This window comes from Paraglaciecola sp. (assembly GCF_039943935.1).
In the GTDB taxonomy this organism is placed as follows: Bacteria; Pseudomonadota; Gammaproteobacteria; order Enterobacterales; family Alteromonadaceae; genus Paraglaciecola.
In genome coordinates this window covers 279,716-299,542 of record NZ_JBDUZQ010000013.1, presented here as the reverse complement: position 1 = coordinate 299,542, position 19,827 = coordinate 279,716, and the positions used below count along the sequence as shown (strand labels likewise).

The window sequence follows — 19,827 nt, the reverse complement described above, 5'->3', positions numbered from 1 at the left end:
TTTTTAAGCTAACTCGGTCAATTTTCTATTATAAATGCTTGTAGCCCAAGCTAAAATTGGGCATATTTAGTAGCGGGAGATAGGGACATACCAATGACTAATACTAATTATAAGAAGGTAGTCTACTATCTTTGGGTACGAAGTGCGCATTTACAAATTTTACACCACATACTTGTCCGTTTTTTTGATATCACTTGGATTAATCGTCCTCACTCCTGCGCTTGCCTCAAATAATGTCTTTTTAAAATATTCTAAATCTGATGGGTTAGCCCAAAGTACTGTCACCGATATAGTTGAAGATAAGCAAGGTTTTCTATGGTTTTCAACGTTTGAAGGAATCAGCCGTTTTGACGGATACGACTTTAAAACATACAAACATGTCCCAGAAAATGAGTTTTCTTTACCTGCAAACTTTACCAAAAAAATGTTGGTGGACTCTGAAGGAGATCTTTGGATAGGCACTCGAAATGGCTTAGCGAAATACAACTCACAACTAGATAATTTTAAAACTTATAATAGTAGCAACAGTGCATTAAGCGATAACGAAATATTTTCGTTATCATTGGATGTTAATAGCCAATTAGTCATTTCTACTAGTGAAAACCTTTATATATATGATAACCCCACCGATACATTTTTGCCTTATAGAGTAGATGGAGATGCGTTACCTGCGGACATCAAAGTAATATTTAGTGAAGAAGACAAAACTTGGATTGGTAGCTTAGGTGAGGGATTATTTATCCTCGAACATACAACAAATACCTTGTTTAGTTTAAAAGAAGCAAATCCTTGGGATATATCTATCGATGCTGACTATCTATTTGATTTAAAATTAATCAGTAATAACTATTGGCTAGGCACCGAACAAGGTGCTTATGTGGTTAATAACGACACTTTTGATGTAACCAAAATTGATACTCAAAGCTCCCCCGCTATTGTTGGAGATGAGATAAGAAGTATTTCACAAAATAAAGATGGAAATATATGGCTAGGAACAACAACTGGTATCAGTATTATCGATAAAAATTTCGAGCATCTATTTTCATATAATGATCAAAACAATAGCAATTTTGGGCTAGACAGCACTCATTTTTTAAAACTATTTAAAGACTCGAATAACACAATTTGGTTAGGTACTTTTTCTGGTGGTGTCTACCATTATAATTTAGAAAGCTCAAAAATTAAGTTGTTTCAAAAAAACGCTAATAACCCCAACTCATTATCGGGAAACGTTATTTGGGGGTTATCTCAAGACTCTAAAGGTCAAATTTGGGCGGCGACACAATCTAATGGATTGAATAAATTTGATTCAGATAACTTTACTTTCGAACATTTTTTAACAAATTTTAACCATAATATATGGGCATTAAAAATTGATGCCTTAGATAGGATTTGGGTAGCCAGCTCTGGGGGCCTTTTTATATATAAACAGACTCCAGAAGGTCAACTAGAGCACGTAAAAACACTTTTCGCAGGAATGGACACCCAAAATATCAGTCAGTTTTCCAATAAAATTTGGCTCAGAAGAGAAGTGGGTATTATTAGCTCTGTCGACACAGAAACACTCAAAATAACAAACATTGAACTGCCCAATAAAAATATTAATTATGTAGTACCTCTTTACTACGATTCATCCAAAAATTTATGGCTAGCAACAAATTTGGGGCTCGTTTTATACAATACACCTACTCAAACGTTAGAAAGATTAATCATTAACTTTGATGATTCAGTGAGATTGTTTAACTCTGTAGTTGAAACAGATACTGCATTTTGGCTATCAACCCTAAGCCACGGCCTTATTGAATTAGATAAAACATCTTATCAAGTGAAAACACATTTAAACCAAGGAAATGGCTTAGCTAGTAATCAAATTATTGAAACTGTTTATCGAAAAGATAGCCTCTGGTTATCACATATAAGTGATGGAATAGATGAAGTGTCAGTTAAGGAGGGTAAAGTACTTCAAAACATCGGGCCAGAAAGATTAATGTTTAATGAATTAAATGAAGGTTCTGGCTTACTCACTCAAACAAATGAAATAATGTTTGGAGGGGCAAGTGGTATTCTAACATTTGACCCAAAGAAGTTATCATATTCAGAATTAGAAAAAAGTGCTAATCAAGCCAATCTTAATTCTTACAATTCGCCTACTTTAACACAATTTAGAATTTTCAATCTTCCCGTTTCTATTCATTCAAAAAACTCTCCTTTATCCTCTGCAATTAATATGGCCACAAGTATCGACCTTCCTAATGAGTCGAGCATGATTAGCTTGAAATTCGCTCAGCTGAACCCTGTTGTGCCAGAGGCAATAGAATATCGATACAAACTTATCGGGCTCTCAAATAAATGGATTAAGACGGATAGTGAGTCCCCTAGAAGAGCAGATTTTTCAAATTTAGACTTTGGCACCTATACCTTTGTTGTTCAAAGTAAAGCTCCATTCGGTGAATGGTCACCTTCAAACCAAGTTAGCATTGAAATAGCGCCACCGTTTTGGTTACATCAAAATGCGTTATTTTTATATGCAGCCTTTACAATATTTTTATTATTTTACTGGACTAAACAACTAAGAGCTAGAAACGCAACTCGCCAAGCGATATTAGAAAATGAAGAGCGTTTAAAGCTAACGCTCTGGAGTAGCGGTGATGAATTATGGGATTGGGATATCTATAAAGGACAGGTTTTTAGATCAAATACCTGGGGAACCTTGGACTTCCCACAAGACGACATTCGAGTTAATAGCTCCTATGAAGCCAATATACATCCAAATGACATAGAAAGAGTACAACACTCATTGAAGGACCATTTGGATGAAAGAACCGAAAATTATGAAGTGGCATACCGAGCCCAAACCTATAAGGGTGATTGGTTATGGGTTCTAGACAGAGGTAAAGTCGTTGCTAGAGATAATAATCATCAACCACAACGGATGACAGGCACATTAAAAAATATTAGCAACCTCAAAGAAGCTGAAGAGCAGTTAAAGCTATTTAAACGTTCAATTGAAACTATATCAGATGGCGTTTTTATTACAGATACTAGTTTTAGATTTATCTCAGTAAACAACTCGTATTGTAAATATACGGGAGAAACCAGAGAGCAGGCTCTAGCCAGTTATTTAGCCTTTCACCAATATCCAGGTGTGTTTACTGAAGAAGTAAAGAAAAGCCTGCAACAAAAAGGAAATTGGTTTGGTGAAGTTGAATCACGAAGAAAGGTAGGCGACAAGTATGAGATGGAGCTTAATATTGATGCTATTACCGATGAAGATGGCAAAATAAGCCATTATGTAGGTGTTTTTTCGGATATTACTGCCCGTAAAGGTACAGAGAAAGAACTATTAAAGCTGTCGAATACCGACCCCCTTACTGATTTGCCTAACAGGTCATTTTTCCTAGCAAGCCATAGCAATATAGTAAGGCGAGATACTTCTCATGCTCTTGTATGTTTAGATATGGATAACTTTAAAAAAATTAACGACTCATTAGGGCATCAAACTGGTGATATTTTAATAAAGCAAATAGCCAAACGACTGCAAAAAATAGCAGGTACCAAGGCAACTTGTTACCGCATAGGTGGAGATGAATTCAGTATACTCGTAGATAACTCCACTGACATTCATTACATTACTCATTTTGCACAAACGATATTAGATAATATGGCCCGGCCATTTATTATCAATAAACAAGAGTTTGTATTAGGTGCCAGTCTAGGGATAGCTTTTTATCCAGAGGACGGTAGCTCACCACAAGAGCTATTAAAAAATGCTGATACTGCAATGTATTTTGCTAAAAATGCGGGGGGCAATAAGTACCAGTTCTTTAGTGGAGAAATGAACCAAAATGCAGTCCGTCAGTTACAAATAGAGAATTTAATCCGTCATGGTCTAAAAGAAGACTTATTTACAGTTTTTTATCAACCTAAAGTTGACATTGCCAGTGGTAAGTTAACCAGCATGGAAGCCTTAGTACGCTACGAGCATCCCGATAAAGGTATTGTAAGCCCCGCTCAGTTTATCCCTTTGGCAGAACAAACTGGCCAAATAGTTGACATTGGTGAAGTGGTACTGAAAAGAGCTTGTGAAGATACTAAACGCTGGGTAGATAAAGGCTTATTTACAGGACGCGTTGCCGTTAATATATCGGCAAGACAATTTCAAATACCAGATTTTGATGAAAGGATTATTGATATATTGCAAAAAATAGGCCTCTCGCCTTTGCACCTCGAGTGCGAAATAACTGAAGGGACCTTGATGCAAGACCCAGAAAAAGCGTTGCGGATGATGGTTCGCCTCAGGGAGAGAGGAATACACCTTGCGCTCGATGATTTTGGTACGGGTTACTCTTCATTGGCTTATTTGAAACGTTTCCCAATAAACACCTTGAAAATTGACAAAGCTTTTATTGATGATATTGCCACAACATCAGAAGACAGGTACATGACTCAAGCGATTATTACAATTGCCCATAATTTAGGGCTGAAGGTTGTAGCTGAAGGTGTTGAACATGAAAATCAATTGTCAATTTTACGTCGTTATAAATGTGAAATGTTACAAGGATACCTTTACAGCAAGCCATTAAACTCCCAGAGGTTTGAACGCTTACTGTCAGAAAATCAACAATTATCTAAAGTAATCCAAAAACACACAATTTAGATTAAGCATACGAAACAGTGCCATGAGCCTGCCAACCAAAGGTTTAACAGATCTCCTTCAACCTCAATAACTTAGATAAATTTAATATTTATGTTTGGTAAGATTCCTACACTCATAAAATGTGGCACACTTCTCGCTAATATAATTGTGACCGGCAAAATAATGTCGGCATAAACGTCAATAAAATATACGAGGAAATAATTATGTTAAAATCTTACGCAGTAGCACTAGTACTAGCAACAGCGGCTCCAGCAGTGATTAAATCTGAAGAAGCAGTTAAAGCACCTAGCCAAAACAAAGCGCCAGTAACCACTACAGATACCAGTAAAAATGGTTTAAAAACTGGTAGAAACTGGTAAAGACGGAGAGTTATATAACATCTAAAACTTGATGTTATATTGCGTAAGGACGCGTAATTTCAATGGAATTCAATATCTATATTGAGTTAGCAATAAATAGAGGGGGAACCCTCTTTTTTATACCCCAAATAAAGCACTACCGTAGCCCCTAGCCTTTTGTAACTTTATTCGTTGATGCGACCTAAAAAGAGGGTACATTATAGGCCCCAAAAACAACCCAGCAAGCGCCCAGTTTTTTGCTGTTAAGCCTGTTTTCAGCGATTGCACATAATATATGTAATACCAAACGAATGAACTTAAAATAAGAAACAACATATCCACCTCACCAAATTTAAGTAAGATTCATAACAACTGTTATGTCCCGAAATACATAAGCGGTAATAATTTGCCTCTGTATTGAAATTGCCGCTAGTGTACATGGGTTTCAAACAAAAAAAAGCCGAGCTTGGGTATATGTCAGCTCGGCTGGGTATATCAAATATCTTGGTTAGTAAAAAGAACGTTTCTCGCCAAGCATAAGCTTCAAGCATGCCGCTGGAGTATACTTATCTCCATAAACACTTTGATAATATTCAAGCCTATTAACCACATGTTCTATGCCTAAACTATGCATATATCGGAATGGTCCACCTAAAAAAGGAGGGAAGCCAATCCCAAAGATTGCACCAATATCGCCATCTCTTGCATTACGAATGACCCCTTCATCTAAACACATGGCAGCTTCATTCAACATAAGTAATACACAACGCTCAGAAATTTGCTCCTGGCTTTGTTTTATTGCTGGTGTAATGCCTAACAAATCATACAAAGACTTATCAACTTTCTTACCTGTGCTTTTCCCAGAATAATCATAAAAACCTTTGCCGTTCTTTTTACCTTTTCGGCCATCAGTTAATATTTTATTAAAGTCAGGATTTGATGCAAATCTATCACCAAATTGAGCTTCTAAAATCGGTCCTATTTTTGTACCAACATCTATTCCAACTTCATCAAGTAACTTAATAGGCCCTACTGGGAATCCGAATTTAACTAAAGATTTGTCGATATGTTCAATGGGCTCACCACTAAGCAGAACTTCCGCAGCTGCATTCATGTAGGGCGCTAAAATACGATTCACATAGAACCCTGCACCATCTTTTACAACAATAGGTGTTTTACCTTGTTTTTTAGCTAACTCAACAGTAGTCGAAATTGTTTTGTCTGAGGTTTTATTGTGAGCAATCACTTCAGCTAGAGGCATTTTATCTACAGGAGAAAAATAGTGTAAACCTATTACATTCTCCGGTCTTTTAGCTTCGGCTGCAATCTGCCCAATTGGAATGGAAGATGTATTAGAAGCAAATATAGTACTCTCTGAGCAGTTTTCTTCTACATCAGCGACCATTTGTTGCTTAAGTTCTAGATCTTCAAAAACCGCTTCGATCACCACATCAGTTTCATTAAATCCCGTATAATCAACACTTCCTGTTAGTAATGCCAATTGCTTTTGCATTTCTGACTTTTTAATAAATCGACGTTTAAACTTCTTATTTAAAATGTCATAGCTGTACTTAATGGCGTTAGCAATACCCTCGGTACGGATGTCTTTAATTCTAACAGTCATACCAGCTTTACTGGCAGTAACAAAGGCAATTCCTCCTCCCATCAAGCCACCACCTAACACCCCTACTCTATTCACAACCTCAGGTTTAACGCCTTCAATGCCAGACTCTTTCTTCATGTCAGTAGTGGCAAAGAATAAACTTCTCAAAGAGGCAGATTCAGGGCTCATCACTAATTGACCAAAATGCGATGCCTCTACTTCAAGACCCTGCTTCATGCCTTTACTTAACCCAGTCTCAATACAATCGATGATCAGTTCTGGAGAAGGGTAATTACCTTGGGTTTTAGAAGCCGTTTGTTTACGAGCTTGTTTAAACATAATGTTACGACCAACATTAGTTTTTTCTAAAAACTTACCCATAACATCCAGTTTAGGACCTTTACGTTTAGGCTTAGGTTTTTTAGCCATTTCGATGGCAACATCAAGTAATATAGACTTTGGAACCATATCATCGACTATGCCATATTTAAGAGCTTGTTTAGCTCGAGCAGGGCTCCCCGTAAGCATCATTTTCATGGCTTTTTGTACGCTAATTAATCTCGGTAATCGCTGTGTTCCGCCACTTCCTGGAAGGAGGCCTAATTGCACTTCAGGTAAGCCAAGTTGCGTTTTCGCATCATCACTACACACTCGATAATGGCAGGCTAATGCCAATTCTAAACCGCCTCCTAATGCAGGCCCATGGATAGCAGCAACAAAAGTAACTGGCATAGCTTCAATACGGTCAAACATTTGTTGACCGCCTTTAGCAATACTTGTGGCATCTTCCGCATTTTCACAAGCGGCCAACATGCTGATATCCGCTCCGGCTACAAATGAGTTATCTTTACCACTAACTAACACTACACCTTTAATGCTGCTATCTGCATTAATTTGAGATAGTACATCTTCTATTTGCTGTGAAAACTCGACTTTCAGAGTGTTCATGCTTTCGCCTGGAACATCCATTGTCAATATAGCTACACCATCATCTCGAACATCAAGGGAGAAGGCACTCTCTATTTCTTTGGTATCATTACTTATAGTCATGTCATTCACCCTATTCAGTTTCTACGATCATAGCAGCGGCTAAACCACCAGCAGCACAAGCAGTTAGTAATCCTGCACCACCTCCTCTTCTATTAAGCTCATTTAGCATTTGTGTAATCATTCGCGTGCCAGTTGCAGCAAACGGGTGGCCGTAAGCCAAAGAGCTTCCCATTACATTAAATTTGTCCATATCAATCTCACCTGTGGCTTTACTTCTGCCTAGCTTTTCTTGGGCAAATTTATCGCTGGCAAACATTTTAATGTTCGCTAATGTTTGCGCTGCAAAAGCCTCATGCATTTCAATTAAGGTTAAATCATTAAGTGTCATACCTGCTTTTTCAAGAGCCATAGGTGTTGCGTACGAAGGACCCATTAACATATCTTCCCATACGTCAATCGCTGCCCAAGCATAGCTCTTTATATATCCTAAAGGTTTATAACCGAGCTCCTTTGCACGGCTTTCAGTCATCATCAAAATAGCTGAAGCGCCATCAGTCAAGGGGGTAGCATTAGCAGCAGTGACTGTTCCGTGCTTTCTATCGAATACGGGCCTTAACTTGGCGTAGCCTTCAAGTTTTGAGTCAAACCGTACATTGTTATCTTTCTCTAAAGCCCCTTTAAATGGTTCTGCATATGCTGTCATAACTTCATTAGCTAACTTGCCTTCTTCCCAGCTTTGAGCAGCAAGACTATGTGACCTGTGAGCTAGAGCATCTTGTTCTTTTCGACTTATACCGTGGCTTTTCGCCATTTGCTCAGCAGTTTGTCCCATGGATAAACCAGTAGAATATTCAGCAACCGCTGGGGGCACGGGTAATAGATCTTTCAGACCAAGCTTTTTCAATACATTCCACTTTTGAGGAAGCGTTTTAGTTTTTTGAAGGTCAGTTAATGCTCTGGCTAATGTTTTCGACACTCCAATTGGTGATACAGAAGTAGAGTCAGCACCACCTGCAACTCCAACATTGATATTCCCCGCCATCATCGACTCGGCAATACTAACGGTAGATTGAAAACTTGTGGCACAGGCTCTAGATACACTATAAGCATCGGTTTGCACATTCATACCTGTGCCTAAAACAATCTCACGAGCAATATTTGGTGCCTCAGGCATCTGCACCACTTGGCCGTAAACTAGTTGTTGAATCAGGTTCGGATCAACATTGTTACGGACCAGCATTTCGTTAACAACCATCTTGCCTAAATCAACAGCTGGCACACCATTAAAATATGTGGCCATTTTAGCAAAAGGGGTTCGTAAGCCAGCTACTATGGCTATTCTATCGCCATCTCTTGTTTTCACTATTTGGTTAGTTGTCATCTATTAATCCTTTTGATTTTAGCTTGCCACAAGTGGTCTGACCTGTAAAGAATGGATTGTACATAGTTAATATAGCGACTGCAAGTCAGGGGTATTCATGCACTTTTTGTATTCACTCACGACAAAGAATAATAGCCATCTAAATCCATTAAGGATTAAAAGAAGAGGATTGATTAAATAAAAACTTCATTTTTGACCTTTTGTAACATTGTATTTCAGCAATGGAACCCTATATAGAATGCATTGTCAGTAACCTGTGGCAAAAATCACAAACTATTGGCTTTTGTGCAAATTTCATTCATCAAAAGTATTAAATTCCCCATAAGAAGGAAGAGTTAGCAAAATGACTGCTGAAAAATTTATCCAGTTACGTAACTACTTAGACAGCCAAGTTGTCGGCCAGCAAACGCTGACCCAAAACATACTATTGGCCTTATTAGCTGATGGACACTTATTAGTTGAAGGCCCGCCTGGACTCGCGAAGACTAGAGCAGTGAATGCATTAGCAAATGGAGTAGAAGGAGATTTTCATCGAGTTCAATTTACGCCAGATCTACTTCCCGCAGATTTAACTGGAACAGACATCTATAGGCCAGAAACTGGAAACTTTGTTTTTCAAAAAGGTCCTTTATTTCATAATCTAGTGTTAGCAGATGAAATAAACCGTGCCCCTGCTAAAGTTCAGTCTGCACTTTTAGAAGCTATGGCTGAAAGGCAAATTACTGTAGGAAATAAAACCTATACACTGCCTGACTTATTCTTGGTTATGGCCACCCAAAACCCAATAGAGCAAGAAGGGACTTACCCCTTGCCAGAAGCGCAACTTGATCGCTTCATGATGCATTTAGAAATTGATTACCCTGGTGCTGCAACCGAACTAGAAATTTTGCGTTTAACCCGTAAAGAAGCCATGCACGTGACGCCTGTAACGCCACCAAATTTGACTCAAGGCGATATTTTTGAAGCAAGACAGGATCTGCTTAAAATTCATTTAGATGAATCCCTTGAGCAATATTTAGTGCAGCTTATTGTGGCCACAAGACAACCTGAAAAATACCATGCAGATCTTGCTAATTGGCTAGAATTTGGCGCAAGTCCGCGAGCGACAATCGCTTTGGATAAATGTGCCCGCGCTCACGCTTGGCTAATGGGCCGGGATTTTGTTGGGCCAGATAACATTCAGGCGGTATTTCATAATGTGTTGCGCCACAGAATCATACTGAGTTATGAAGCCGAAGCCGAAGGCGTAAGTAGAAACCAAGTTCTAGATAAAATACTGCGACTTGTCACTGTTCCTTAAGCAAACGGGTAGTTGAAGGAAGCGCTATGCAAAACAATTCTCAATGGTTAGCACAGGTTCACAGTGATGGAGTAAATCTTGGTATTAAAGAACTTTTACACTATCAAAGTAAAACCAGTTTATTGAACCTTACTCCGCGAAAAGCTGTTCAAGCTAAGTTATCTGGTGGTTATATTGCCAAAACCAAAGGCCGAGGTATGGAATTTGATGAAGCTCGCCATTATCAGCCAGGTGATGATATTCGAGCCATTGACTGGCGGGTTACCGCTCGTACCGGTAAAACTCATACTAAGCTATATCGAGAGGAAAAAGAACGTCCCGTTTTTGTTCTCACCGATATGTCTAGCAATATGCAGTTTGGAACCCAGTTACTTTTTAAATCCATTCAAGCAGCACATTTAAGCGCTTTGATAGCTTGGTCAGCAAGAAAACGCGGAGACCGTATTGGCGGCTTAGTGTTCAACCAGTATCAACACTTAGAATGCAAACCATTTACGCGGCAAAAAGCAGTATTGTCATTGTTAAATAGCATGATAAAAATGCAGAGAACCGCTAAAGACACTGGCGATACTCAAGTTACACTATCAGATGCATTAGCCAGATTACGGCGCTTGGCTCACCCGGGAAGCCTAATTTTTATTATTAGTGACTTTAGCCAACTAAATGAATTAGCTAAACAGCATATTTCTCAGTTAAGTAAACACAATGAAGTGATTGCCTACCCTTTAAGTGACCCATTTGAACATCAATTACCCAATGTAAAAGTTAGCCAGCGCGTTACCCTGAGTGATGGAACTAACCGACAGCAAATTAATTTGGGAGAGAAAAGAACTGAGCAAGCTTACACCAATCAGCATCAAGCCCACTTTGAAAAAATTGAACAGACTTTGACACAATGCAAAGCAAAGGTTCTCCCCATTGATGCCGGTTCACCCTTAGAAGTCCAACTGGATCGATTTTCAGGGAGAAAGAAAAAATGAATCCGTTGGAAAATTTAAAAGATATACATGCCCCTTCAGCAATAGATGTGTGGCCGCCTGCATACGGATGGTGGATACTTGCCATGTTGATACTTGCAGTTATCGTATTCACATCGATATGGGCAGTGAATTATTACAAAGTAAGAGCTGCGAAGCGTCAAGCTTTACAAGAGCTAGCATTGATTGATCACCAACATAAAGAGGGTTTAGCACAGCTAAACCAGCTTCTTAAACGAGCTTCAATCCGTTACTTTACCAGCATAAATGTGCATCAAATGTATGGTGACGATTGGGTGAAATTTTTAGTTACCAGCTTTAATAAGAAACATAACCAAGAATTTATAGATAACATTACCAGCTTGCAGCAATCTTTATATAAACAAGACTCTACTGATAATTTTGATAGTTATAAAAAGCATACCTCAGATTGGTTACGCACTGCATTACCTCCGAAAAAGTCTGTAATAAAGCAACTGGAGCAAGATCATGCTTGAGTTTGAATGGTTATGGGCATTATATTTTTTACCGCTTCCGCTACTTGCACTTTTATTGCCAAGTAAAAAACAAGGCCAAGAAGCAGCACTAAAAGTACCAACATTAACTGTCGGTATTGAAGCGCAAAATCATACTAGAGGGATTAAAAAGTGGCGATTGTTTTTTGCAAGTCTGGCGTGGATAGCTTTGATTACAGCTTCTGCTAAGCCACAGTGGTTAGGCGAGCCAATCAGCATTCCTGCAGAAGGCCGAGACTTAATGATTGCCGTAGATTTATCAGGCAGTATGAAAATTGACGACATGGAAGTTAATGGAAGGCAAGTCGACAGATTAAAAATGATTAAGTATGTGTTAGGTGATTTTATTGAACGTCGTGTGGGCGATAGACTCGGATTAATACTGTTTGCAGACACGGCCTACCTACAAGCCCCCCTTACCTATGATAGAGAAACAGTTGAACAGTTACTCGATGAGTCCCTTATTGGATTGGTAGGTGAACAAACTGCTATTGGAGACGCAATTGGTTTAGCAATAAAGCGCTTTGAAACCAAAAAAGAATCAAACAAAGTATTAGTTTTATTAACTGATGGCCAAAATACCGCCGGAAATATTACCCCAGAGCAAGCCAACGAGTTGGCGATAAATAACGGAGTCACAATTTACACCATAGGTGTAGGCGCCGACAAAATGTTAGTGCAGAGCTTTTTTGGCAAACGCCAAGTCAACCCTTCTCAAGATTTAGATGAAGATATGCTAACAGACATAGCCACATCAACAGGTGGGCGATACTTTAGAGCGAGAGATGCAGAATCTCTACGACAAATATACGCCACCCTAGATAAGCTTGAACCAATAGCACGAGAAAGCCGTCAGATGCGCCCTCTACAAGCACTTTTTTATTACCCTTTAGGAATTGCAATTTTCATTACTTTATTTATGGCGCTATTTTCTTTAGCTAAGCACTATGTATTTTTGGGGGCTAAACAATGACAGACTACCTAACCCTCTTAAATGATTTTCATTTTATTAGGCCTTATTGGCTGTGGGCTATCATACCGCTAATTATAGTGGTGGGACTGTTACGCCATCTTCATAGACAACAGTCAGGTTGGAAAAGCGTATTAGCCAGTCATTTGTATCAACATTTGATAACGACAGATGGCGTTAAACAAGCCCGCCCTCCTTTATATTTACTAGGGTTTTGCTGGATAATTGCTGTATTAGCACTAGCTGGTCCCACATGGGAGAGATTACCTCAACCTGTATATCAACTTAATACTGGCAAGGTTGTGCTAATTGATATGTCTTTGTCTATGCGAGCCACAGACATTACTCCAAATAGATTAACCCGAGCAAAATACAAAGCGATTGATTTAGTTAATACCATTACTGAAGGTGAAACTGGCTTAGTGGCCTATGCAGGAGATGCTTTTACAATTAGCCCCCTAAGTAGCGATGCCCAAAATCTCACAACACTTATTCCGAGTTTGACCCCTGAAATCATGCCCATTGCTGGTAGTGAACCAGTGTTAGGTATCGAAGCCGCTATTGAATTGTTAACTAGTGCGGGATATCAACAGGGTGAAATTTTTTGGATCACCGATGGGGTATCAAATCAACAAATGAAAGAGGTAAGCGAAGTCGTCAACAGTTCGTTATTTAGGTTATCCATATTAGCTGTTGGTACAGAAGAAGGTGCACCAATTAAACTTGTTGATGGAGAATTACTAAAAGACAACCGCGGGGCAATTGTCATTCCTAAGCTTACTACTGCAAATTTAAAATCATTAGCAAGGAGTGCTGGGGGCAGGTATGTGTCAATGCAAAGTAACGACAACGATATTGATTATTTGATGGGGCAAGATGAAATTGACCGCAGCACTTCAAAAGAAGAGCAAGAACAACAAGATAACTTTGGTGATAAATGGCAAGAAATGGGCCCATACTTATTATTACTACTATTGCCCTTTGCAGCTTACAGTTTTAGAAGAGGTCTTATCAGCGTTTTTTTACTGACCTGCTTACTACCTGCATATACCCCAAGTGCCCAAGCTAATTGGTGGCAAGACATGTGGCAGACCAAGGATCAACAAGCTTTAAAAGCCTTTAACCAAAATAGCTTTGAAGAAGCGGCAAGTACTTTTGAAGATCCATTATGGCGTGGTACATCCCAGTATAAGAGTCAAGACTATCAAGGTGCATTAGCGTCTTTTTCAGAAGTATCGCCGGCAGATATTACATATCCAGAAGCTATGTATAACGCAGGCAACGCGTTAGCACAATTAGGGGAGCTGGACCAAGCAATTGCCGCTTACGATAAGGTATTAGCATCGCAACCAGATCATGAAGACGCGGCAGCAAATAAAGCCTTAATTGAGAAGTTAAAAGAACAGCAGGAGCAGCAACAACAAGATCAGCAAGAGCAGTCTGATGATCAGTCCGAGCAGCACGATGGCGATAACACTGATGATCAACAGCAATCTGACCAGCAAGACTCCGACGGTCAAGAAAATCAAAATTCAGATCAGCAAGAACAAGAGCAAAATACGGATCAACAAGAGTCAAATCAAAGTGAACAACAGAACTCTGAGCAATCTGAAAGTGATTCAGAGCCATCACAAGATGCTGAAGATTCAGAGCAACAAGATCAAAATGCTCAACAGCAAGAAGACAATGAAGAACAACAGCAAACTGAAGAACAACAAGCACAAGTGGCAGGGGGAAATGAAGAAGAGCTAACAGACGAGCAAAGAGAGCAAATGCAACGTATGCAAAGCTTATTGAATAAGATACCTGACGACCCAGCATTTTTATTGAAACGTAAAATGTTGATCGAGTCACAGCAACGAAAACAAGAGCGTTTACCAACTAATATACAGAGGAATTGGTAGTAGTGATAAAGTCAAAAATCATTCAAATTATAATCGGCTTATGCTTATACAGTTTTTGTCACTTCAGTCTTGCACAAAGCATTGAAGTCAAAGCATCTGTAGATAAAAACCCTGTCATGGTTGATGAATCGTTTATACTAAGTGTTATTGCTAATGGCGATATAGATACTAATGCATTTGATTCATCGTTTTTAATGAAAGACTTCGTAGTTGGCCGCACTTCGATCAGCTCTCAAACTAAGATGATTAACTTTAAAACCACCCAAAGTAAAACTTGGTCAACGGTATTAATACCTAGAAAACAAGGCCGCTTTACTATCCCCTCTTTTGACTTGAATGGTAATAAAACAGAACCTTTTGATGTATTAGTTATGCCTATATCCGCATCAACCTCATCAAAAGGCAGAGAGCTTTTTATAACCACTGAGGTGGACCTTGATAAAGCCTATTTACAGCAACAAATTCAATACACGGTTAAATTACACCTAGGTAGAGATTTACAAAGAGGCACCTTATCTAGCCCGACTTTAGAAAATGCTGACATACGTCAGATAGGCAAAGATAAAGAATATAATGAAATTGTAGAAAACAGAAGATACCGAATCATTGAAAGAACCTTTGCCATTATCCCTCAGAAAAGTGGCAAATTTACTATTAACGGTCCACTGTTTGAAGGGGAGCTAATTGACAACTCACAACAAAGTTTTGGATTTTTTAACCGCAGTAAAGTAGTCAATCGAGTCGGTCCTGAGCAAACTATCGAAATAAAGCCCATCCCAAGCGGTTATACAGAAAGCTGGCTGCCAAGTGAATATGTGAAAATAAATGATGAATGGCAGTCAGGTGTAAATGAGTTAGTTTTAGGCGAACCTGTTACTCGTACTATTACCTTAAGCGCTATAGATGTGGTTGAAGAGCAGCTACCAGAAATATTAAGCAGCTATCCTAGCTCTGTAAAAACGTACCCTGACAAAGCTGAAACGGCCACCCTTGTAAAAGACAATACATTAATTGCACAACGTAAAGAAAGTATTGCAATCATCCCCAATGAGGTTGGTGAATTACTGATACCTGAGGTAAAAGTTGCTTGGTTTAATACCGTTACCGAAAAAACTGAATATGCAACATTACCAGCCAAAACTATGCAGGTTAATCCTGCCACCATTCAAAACGTACCTAACACGCCAACAACTCCAGACGTCCAAAGTACTCAGAAGCTGACAGATATCGCACCTCCCATAACTGCTGAAGTTCCAGTTCAAATTCAAACAAGCTATTGGCAATGGGTTTGTTTAGGTTTAATTATTTTATGGGGTATAACTGTATTGGCTTGGTGGTACCATATTAAAAGCCTTTCAAGTAACTCTAATCCCTCCTCCGAATCCACCCCAAGAGTCACTGAAAGCGAACAATCAAGTTGGCGAGCCTTAGAAAAAGCACTAGATAAAAATGATGCTTTAGGCACCCAACAATATTTAGAGATATGGTTAAGAAATATTACAAACGATAGAAGTGCGTCGTTAGCGCTATGCATGTCTAGGTTAGAAGAACCAGAACTCGAAAGCCTAGTGAATAGACTATTGGCATCAAGATATTCTAAAAACCAAGCAGAATGGAGCGCTAAAGACTTACATAAAGTTTTACGTAAACTTCGAAAAGACCAAAAACATATGAAGAAAGCGCAAGCCAATACAAATTTAATGCCCTTACATCCAAATACTTAAGCTCATTTATACAGATTTGCTAGAATGAAAATTCATTGGGGTGTTTATCCCTCATACCAAAGGCGAAAAATTAATGTTTTCTCGAAAGGAAAATAAGCAAGCCTCGGTCTCTAATGACATGGCAAATAAACAAAAACGCTATGAAGTGCTCGTACTGGCATTACATACCGATATTTACCGTTATGCGTATTGGCTTGTAAAAGACAAAGCAGTTGCGGAAGACATAGTACAGGAAACCTTTCTTCGCGCTTGGAAGTCTTTAGATTCATTAAAAGACGAAAAAGCTGCTAAGTCTTGGTTAATTACAATTTTACGAAGAGAAAACGCTAGGCGATTTGAGCGCAAACAGTTTGATTTGGTTGATATTGATGATGTGTCTGTAATGGACGAACAACTAACAAATGAAGTGGAAATTGAACACAAAGAGCTAAGAGAAATAATGGCATCACTAAGTGAAGAATATAGAGAACCTTTGATGCTGCAGATTATGTTTGGCTACAGTGGAGATGAAATAGCAAAGCAACTTAATCTCAACAAAAATACAGTGATGACCCGATTGTTTCGGGCGCGTAACCAAGTCAAAGAAACCCTTGAAAAAAATAATGTAGATATGGGGCGTAAAAATGGATGATTTAGAATTTCGTCGTACTCTTTATAGTGACCCTAATAGCCAAGATTTGAAGCTTAAGGAAACTATGTTGGCTGACCCTAAAAAACAAGATTTTTACAAAGAACTTAAATTACTTGATAAAAAAATGGAACAAGCTTTTGAAGTAGATGTTCCTGCGGATCTAGTACATAAATTGTTACTCAAACAGACAATGGAACGACATGCCAAAACGAAAAAGCGAACTGTTTTTCAGTTTGCGATGGTGGCATCAGTAGCATTTGTTATGGGTATAAGCTTTACATTATGGCAGTCTACATCTTTGGTTAATCTTTCTGAGAATGCCATTGCTCATGTTCGGGCTGAGGGGGAGCATGCATTAGGAGCACATGAAAACATTACTTTGGAGCAGGTAAATGCCAAACTCGCTAGTTTTGGGGGGCAACTAACAGATAATGTTGACCAAATTTACTATGCTAACTTCTGTGACTTCAATGAAATTAGAAGTTTACATATGGTTATGCAAGTAGGTAATGATAAAGTCACTGTTTTTGTTGTGCCAAATGAAAATAATTTTGATAGCCAAAGTGTATCAAAAGATAACAACTACTCTGGTGAAACAATGGACTTTACAAGAGCCAGTGTAATCGTAGTGGGTGATAACGGCTCTAATGTTCATAAAGCTAAGCAAACTCTTAGTAAAAAGTTTAAATTTTCTGCTTAGACAATAGAAATTAATTAGTCAGGCAATACCTAATACAATCGGGTTTGCCTGATAGTTACATTAAATAACAAGTAAAACAGTATCAGCCTTTAAGCATCATAGTTATATGCTCAATCCCCCCATCATCATAAGGCTCACCTACCGCTTGAAAACCTAGCGAATGATAAAACTTAAGGGCATTAGTCTGTGCTGAGAGTGAAATTTTTGCACTTGGGGTTGTCAGTCGGATATCGGTTAACATTTGTTCAATAATAGTTTTACCACGACCACCTCCCCTTGAGTCTTCTCTTAGTACCACTCTTTCAAGCTTAAAGTGCTCTTTTCCAACTTCTCTGTACCTAGCGTAACCAATAATTTCTTCGTTATCGTTGATATCTAAAAAATGAACTGATGTCTGATCTAACCCATCTAAGTCATTATAAATGCTATTTTGTTCAACTATAAAAACATCTTGCCGCAATTTACATATTGCGTATAGCTCTCTAATGTCAAGCTCGTTAAAGGTCTTTCTTTTCATATAAACTCTTGATGTGGCTAGAATATCTAGCACTCAGTTGTTAGCATAAATAAATATCATAATGATAAGCTCAATAAGAGCAAATTTTTAATTTAGGAATCGTTAATGGACCCCTTATCCTTTGTATCTCTAAGTCTTTATTTCATCGTCATGCTGGGGATAGGCTTATACTCTTTCAAACAGTCTAGTACTGATGTTGAGGGGTACATGTTAGGAGGAAGAAATTTAAGCCCCAAGGTTACCGCTTTATCCGCTGGGGCATCCGATATGAGCGGCTGGATGCTAATGGGCCTTCCGGGGGCAATGTATGTATCTGGGCTATCTAGTGCTTGGATTGCTGTGGGGTTAGTAATAGGCGCATATTTAAACTACTTATGGGTTGCCCCCAGACTACGTGTTTATACGGAGCTTGCTAAGAATGCAATAACGATTCCAGACTACTTTGAAAATCGTTTTAATGACACCTCTAGAAGTCTGAGACTTATTTCATCAATTGTCATCGTTGTTTTCTTTACCTTGTATACTTCATCGGGTGTAGTAGCAGGCGGTAAGTTATTTGAAAGCTCATTTGGTTTGGATTACGAATTGGGGCTATATATAACAGCAGGAGTAGTTGTGGCTTATACTATGCTTGGTGGTTTTACAGCCGTGAGTATCACTGACTTTGTACAAGGGTGTATTATGTTTGTCTCCCTAGTATTGGTGCCTGTTGTGGTTGTTTTCGAATTAGGCGGAATACCAGAAGCAGTGTCCCAGTTAGAAACTTTGCCTGCAAACTATATGGCTGTTTTTCATGATGCATCCACTGGAAAAGCGGTATCACTAATAGGCATAATTTCTTTATTATCGTGGGGATTAGGATACTTTGGCCAACCGCACATAATAGTGCGCTTTATGGCTATACGTTCAGTCAAAGACGTTAAAGTAGCTCGAAGAATTGGCATCAGTTGGATGCTAGTTTCTATAATAGGCGCGTTAGCAACAGGCTTAATGGGGCTTGCCTACGTCACTGCAAATAATGGCACACTCACCGACCCTGAGACTATTTTCATTTATTTATCACAGTTACTATTTAATCCATTGATAGGTGGCTTTTTATTAGGCGCAATTTTAGCTGCAATAATGAGTACAATCTCCTCGCAATTACTCGTGACTTCAAGTTCATTGACTGGAGACTTTTACCAAACCTTTTTTAGACGTCACGCAAGTCAAAAAGAATTAATTATAGCAGGAAGATTATCTGTGGCTTTGGTTGCATTGGTAGCTGTTTATCTAGCCCACGATAGAAATAGTAGTATTTTAACCTTAGTAAGCAATGCTTGGGCTGGATTTGGAGCGGCTTTTGGTCCAGTAATTTTAATCAGTCTTTTTTGGAAAAATATGACTGGTTTATCAGCTATTTTAGGGATGCTACTTGGTGCTATTACGGTGTTGCTTTGGATTTACTTACCCGTAACAATTTATGGGCATAGTCTAAGTAGTTGGATGTATGAAATAATTCCTGGCTTTATAGTATGTAGTATAACTATCATTTTAGTTAGTTTAATAGAAAAGCAAACCAACACAGAACTACAGACAACATTTGATGAGGTAGCAAAAGCCTTGAAACAAGCCTAAAAT

Annotated in this window: 14 protein-coding genes; 11 read left to right on the top strand and 3 right to left on the bottom strand. The window is 38.7% G+C overall.

What is annotated here, in order from left to right; all coding sequences use genetic code 11:
* Positions 1-142 precede the first annotated feature (142 nt).
* Both ABJD71_RS08685 and ABJD71_RS08680 read left to right on the top strand, forming a co-directional pair.
* A complete protein-coding gene (locus ABJD71_RS08685; RefSeq protein WP_348167512.1) occupies positions 143-4,657 on the top strand; it encodes an EAL domain-containing protein in 4,515 nt (1,504 codons plus the stop codon).
* A gap of 203 nt (positions 4,658-4,860) precedes the next feature.
* On the top strand, positions 4,861-5,016 hold the full coding sequence (locus tag ABJD71_RS08680) for a hypothetical protein (RefSeq protein ID WP_348167509.1): 156 nt from the start codon (positions 4,861-4,863) through the stop codon (positions 5,014-5,016).
* Positions 5,017-5,503: 487 nt separating this feature from the next.
* Here the strand turns inward: ABJD71_RS08680 and fadJ are convergent, their stop codons facing one another.
* Together fadJ and fadI are read right to left on the bottom strand one after the other, a co-directional pair.
* Entirely contained in the window at positions 5,504-7,648 is a 2,145-nt protein-coding gene (fadJ, locus tag ABJD71_RS08675; protein ID WP_348167506.1) for a fatty acid oxidation complex subunit alpha FadJ, read from the bottom strand.
* A gap of 10 nt (positions 7,649-7,658) precedes the next feature.
* Complete coding sequence (gene fadI / locus ABJD71_RS08670) at positions 7,659-8,969, bottom strand: acetyl-CoA C-acyltransferase FadI (protein ID WP_348167503.1); 1,311 nt, start codon at positions 8,967-8,969, stop codon at positions 7,659-7,661.
* A 343-nt stretch (positions 8,970-9,312) separates the two neighbouring features.
* Here fadI and ABJD71_RS08665 point away from each other — a divergent pair, with 343 nt between their 5' ends.
* The 8 genes from ABJD71_RS08665 to ABJD71_RS08630 all read left to right on the top strand — a co-directional run bounded on the left by ABJD71_RS08665 (position 9,313) and on the right by ABJD71_RS08630 (position 17,690).
* Positions 9,313-10,269, top strand: a complete 957-nt coding sequence (locus ABJD71_RS08665) for a MoxR family ATPase (RefSeq protein WP_348167500.1) — start codon at positions 9,313-9,315, stop codon at positions 10,267-10,269.
* 26 nt (positions 10,270-10,295) lie between these two features.
* On the top strand, positions 10,296-11,249 hold the full coding sequence (locus ABJD71_RS08660) for a DUF58 domain-containing protein (RefSeq protein ID WP_348167497.1): 954 nt from the start codon (positions 10,296-10,298) through the stop codon (positions 11,247-11,249).
* Positions 11,246-11,743 carry a DUF4381 domain-containing protein gene (locus ABJD71_RS08655; RefSeq protein ID WP_348167494.1) on the top strand — a complete coding sequence of 166 codons (498 nt, stop codon included), beginning with the start codon at positions 11,246-11,248 and terminating at the stop codon, positions 11,741-11,743. Before ABJD71_RS08660 ends, ABJD71_RS08655 begins: the two co-directional genes overlap by 4 nt.
* Positions 11,736-12,734, top strand: a complete 999-nt coding sequence (locus ABJD71_RS08650) for a VWA domain-containing protein (protein ID WP_348167491.1) — start codon at positions 11,736-11,738, stop codon at positions 12,732-12,734. The genes ABJD71_RS08655 and ABJD71_RS08650 overlap by 8 nt, the downstream gene beginning before the upstream one ends.
* Positions 12,731-14,635 (top strand): VWA domain-containing protein, encoded by a 1,905-nt coding sequence (locus ABJD71_RS08645; protein WP_348167488.1) that lies wholly within the window; start codon positions 12,731-12,733, stop codon positions 14,633-14,635. Before ABJD71_RS08650 ends, ABJD71_RS08645 begins: the two co-directional genes overlap by 4 nt.
* A 2-nt stretch (positions 14,636-14,637) precedes the next feature.
* Entirely contained in the window at positions 14,638-16,359 is a 1,722-nt protein-coding gene (locus ABJD71_RS08640) for a BatD family protein (protein ID WP_348167485.1), read from the top strand.
* A 73-nt stretch (positions 16,360-16,432) separates the two neighbouring features.
* Positions 16,433-16,990 (top strand): sigma-70 family RNA polymerase sigma factor, encoded by a 558-nt coding sequence (locus ABJD71_RS08635; protein ID WP_348167482.1) that lies wholly within the window; start codon positions 16,433-16,435, stop codon positions 16,988-16,990.
* Complete coding sequence (locus ABJD71_RS08630) at positions 16,983-17,690, top strand: DUF3379 family protein (RefSeq protein ID WP_348167479.1); 708 nt, start codon at positions 16,983-16,985, stop codon at positions 17,688-17,690. The genes ABJD71_RS08635 and ABJD71_RS08630 overlap by 8 nt, the downstream gene beginning before the upstream one ends.
* 82 nt (positions 17,691-17,772) lie before the next feature.
* Here ABJD71_RS08630 and ABJD71_RS08625 read toward each other — a convergent pair whose 3' ends face one another.
* Positions 17,773-18,207: a GNAT family N-acetyltransferase gene (locus ABJD71_RS08625; RefSeq protein ID WP_348167476.1), complete on the bottom strand. Its 435-nt coding sequence runs from the start codon at positions 18,205-18,207 to the stop codon at positions 17,773-17,775.
* Positions 18,208-18,312: 105 nt separating this feature from the next.
* Here ABJD71_RS08625 and putP point away from each other — a divergent pair, with 105 nt between their 5' ends.
* A complete protein-coding gene (gene putP, locus ABJD71_RS08620; protein WP_348167473.1) occupies positions 18,313-19,824 on the top strand; it encodes a sodium/proline symporter PutP in 1,512 nt (503 codons plus the stop codon).
* Positions 19,825-19,827 lie beyond the last annotated feature (3 nt).

What these genes read in the sequence shown, in the direction of transcription:
- ABJD71_RS08680 (WP_348167509.1), top strand. Translation starts at nt 4,861, where the DNA reads ATGTTAAAATCTTACGCAGTAGCACTAGTACTAGCAACAGCGGCTCCA.
- fadJ (WP_348167506.1), bottom strand. Translation starts at nt 7,648, where the DNA reads ATGACTATAAGTAATGATACCAAAGAAATAGAGAGTGCCTTCTCCCTT.
- fadI (WP_348167503.1), bottom strand. Translation starts at nt 8,969, where the DNA reads ATGACAACTAACCAAATAGTGAAAACAAGAGATGGCGATAGAATAGCC.
- ABJD71_RS08665 (WP_348167500.1), top strand. Translation starts at nt 9,313, where the DNA reads ATGACTGCTGAAAAATTTATCCAGTTACGTAACTACTTAGACAGCCAA.
- ABJD71_RS08660 (WP_348167497.1), top strand. Translation starts at nt 10,296, where the DNA reads ATGCAAAACAATTCTCAATGGTTAGCACAGGTTCACAGTGATGGAGTA.
- ABJD71_RS08655 (WP_348167494.1), top strand. Translation starts at nt 11,246, where the DNA reads ATGAATCCGTTGGAAAATTTAAAAGATATACATGCCCCTTCAGCAATA.
- ABJD71_RS08650 (WP_348167491.1), top strand. Translation starts at nt 11,736, where the DNA reads ATGCTTGAGTTTGAATGGTTATGGGCATTATATTTTTTACCGCTTCCG.
- ABJD71_RS08645 (WP_348167488.1), top strand. Translation starts at nt 12,731, where the DNA reads ATGACAGACTACCTAACCCTCTTAAATGATTTTCATTTTATTAGGCCT.
- ABJD71_RS08635 (WP_348167482.1), top strand. Translation starts at nt 16,433, where the DNA reads ATGTTTTCTCGAAAGGAAAATAAGCAAGCCTCGGTCTCTAATGACATG.
- ABJD71_RS08630 (WP_348167479.1), top strand. Translation starts at nt 16,983, where the DNA reads ATGGATGATTTAGAATTTCGTCGTACTCTTTATAGTGACCCTAATAGC.
- ABJD71_RS08625 (WP_348167476.1), bottom strand. Translation starts at nt 18,207, where the DNA reads ATGAAAAGAAAGACCTTTAACGAGCTTGACATTAGAGAGCTATACGCA.
- putP (WP_348167473.1), top strand. Translation starts at nt 18,313, where the DNA reads ATGGACCCCTTATCCTTTGTATCTCTAAGTCTTTATTTCATCGTCATG.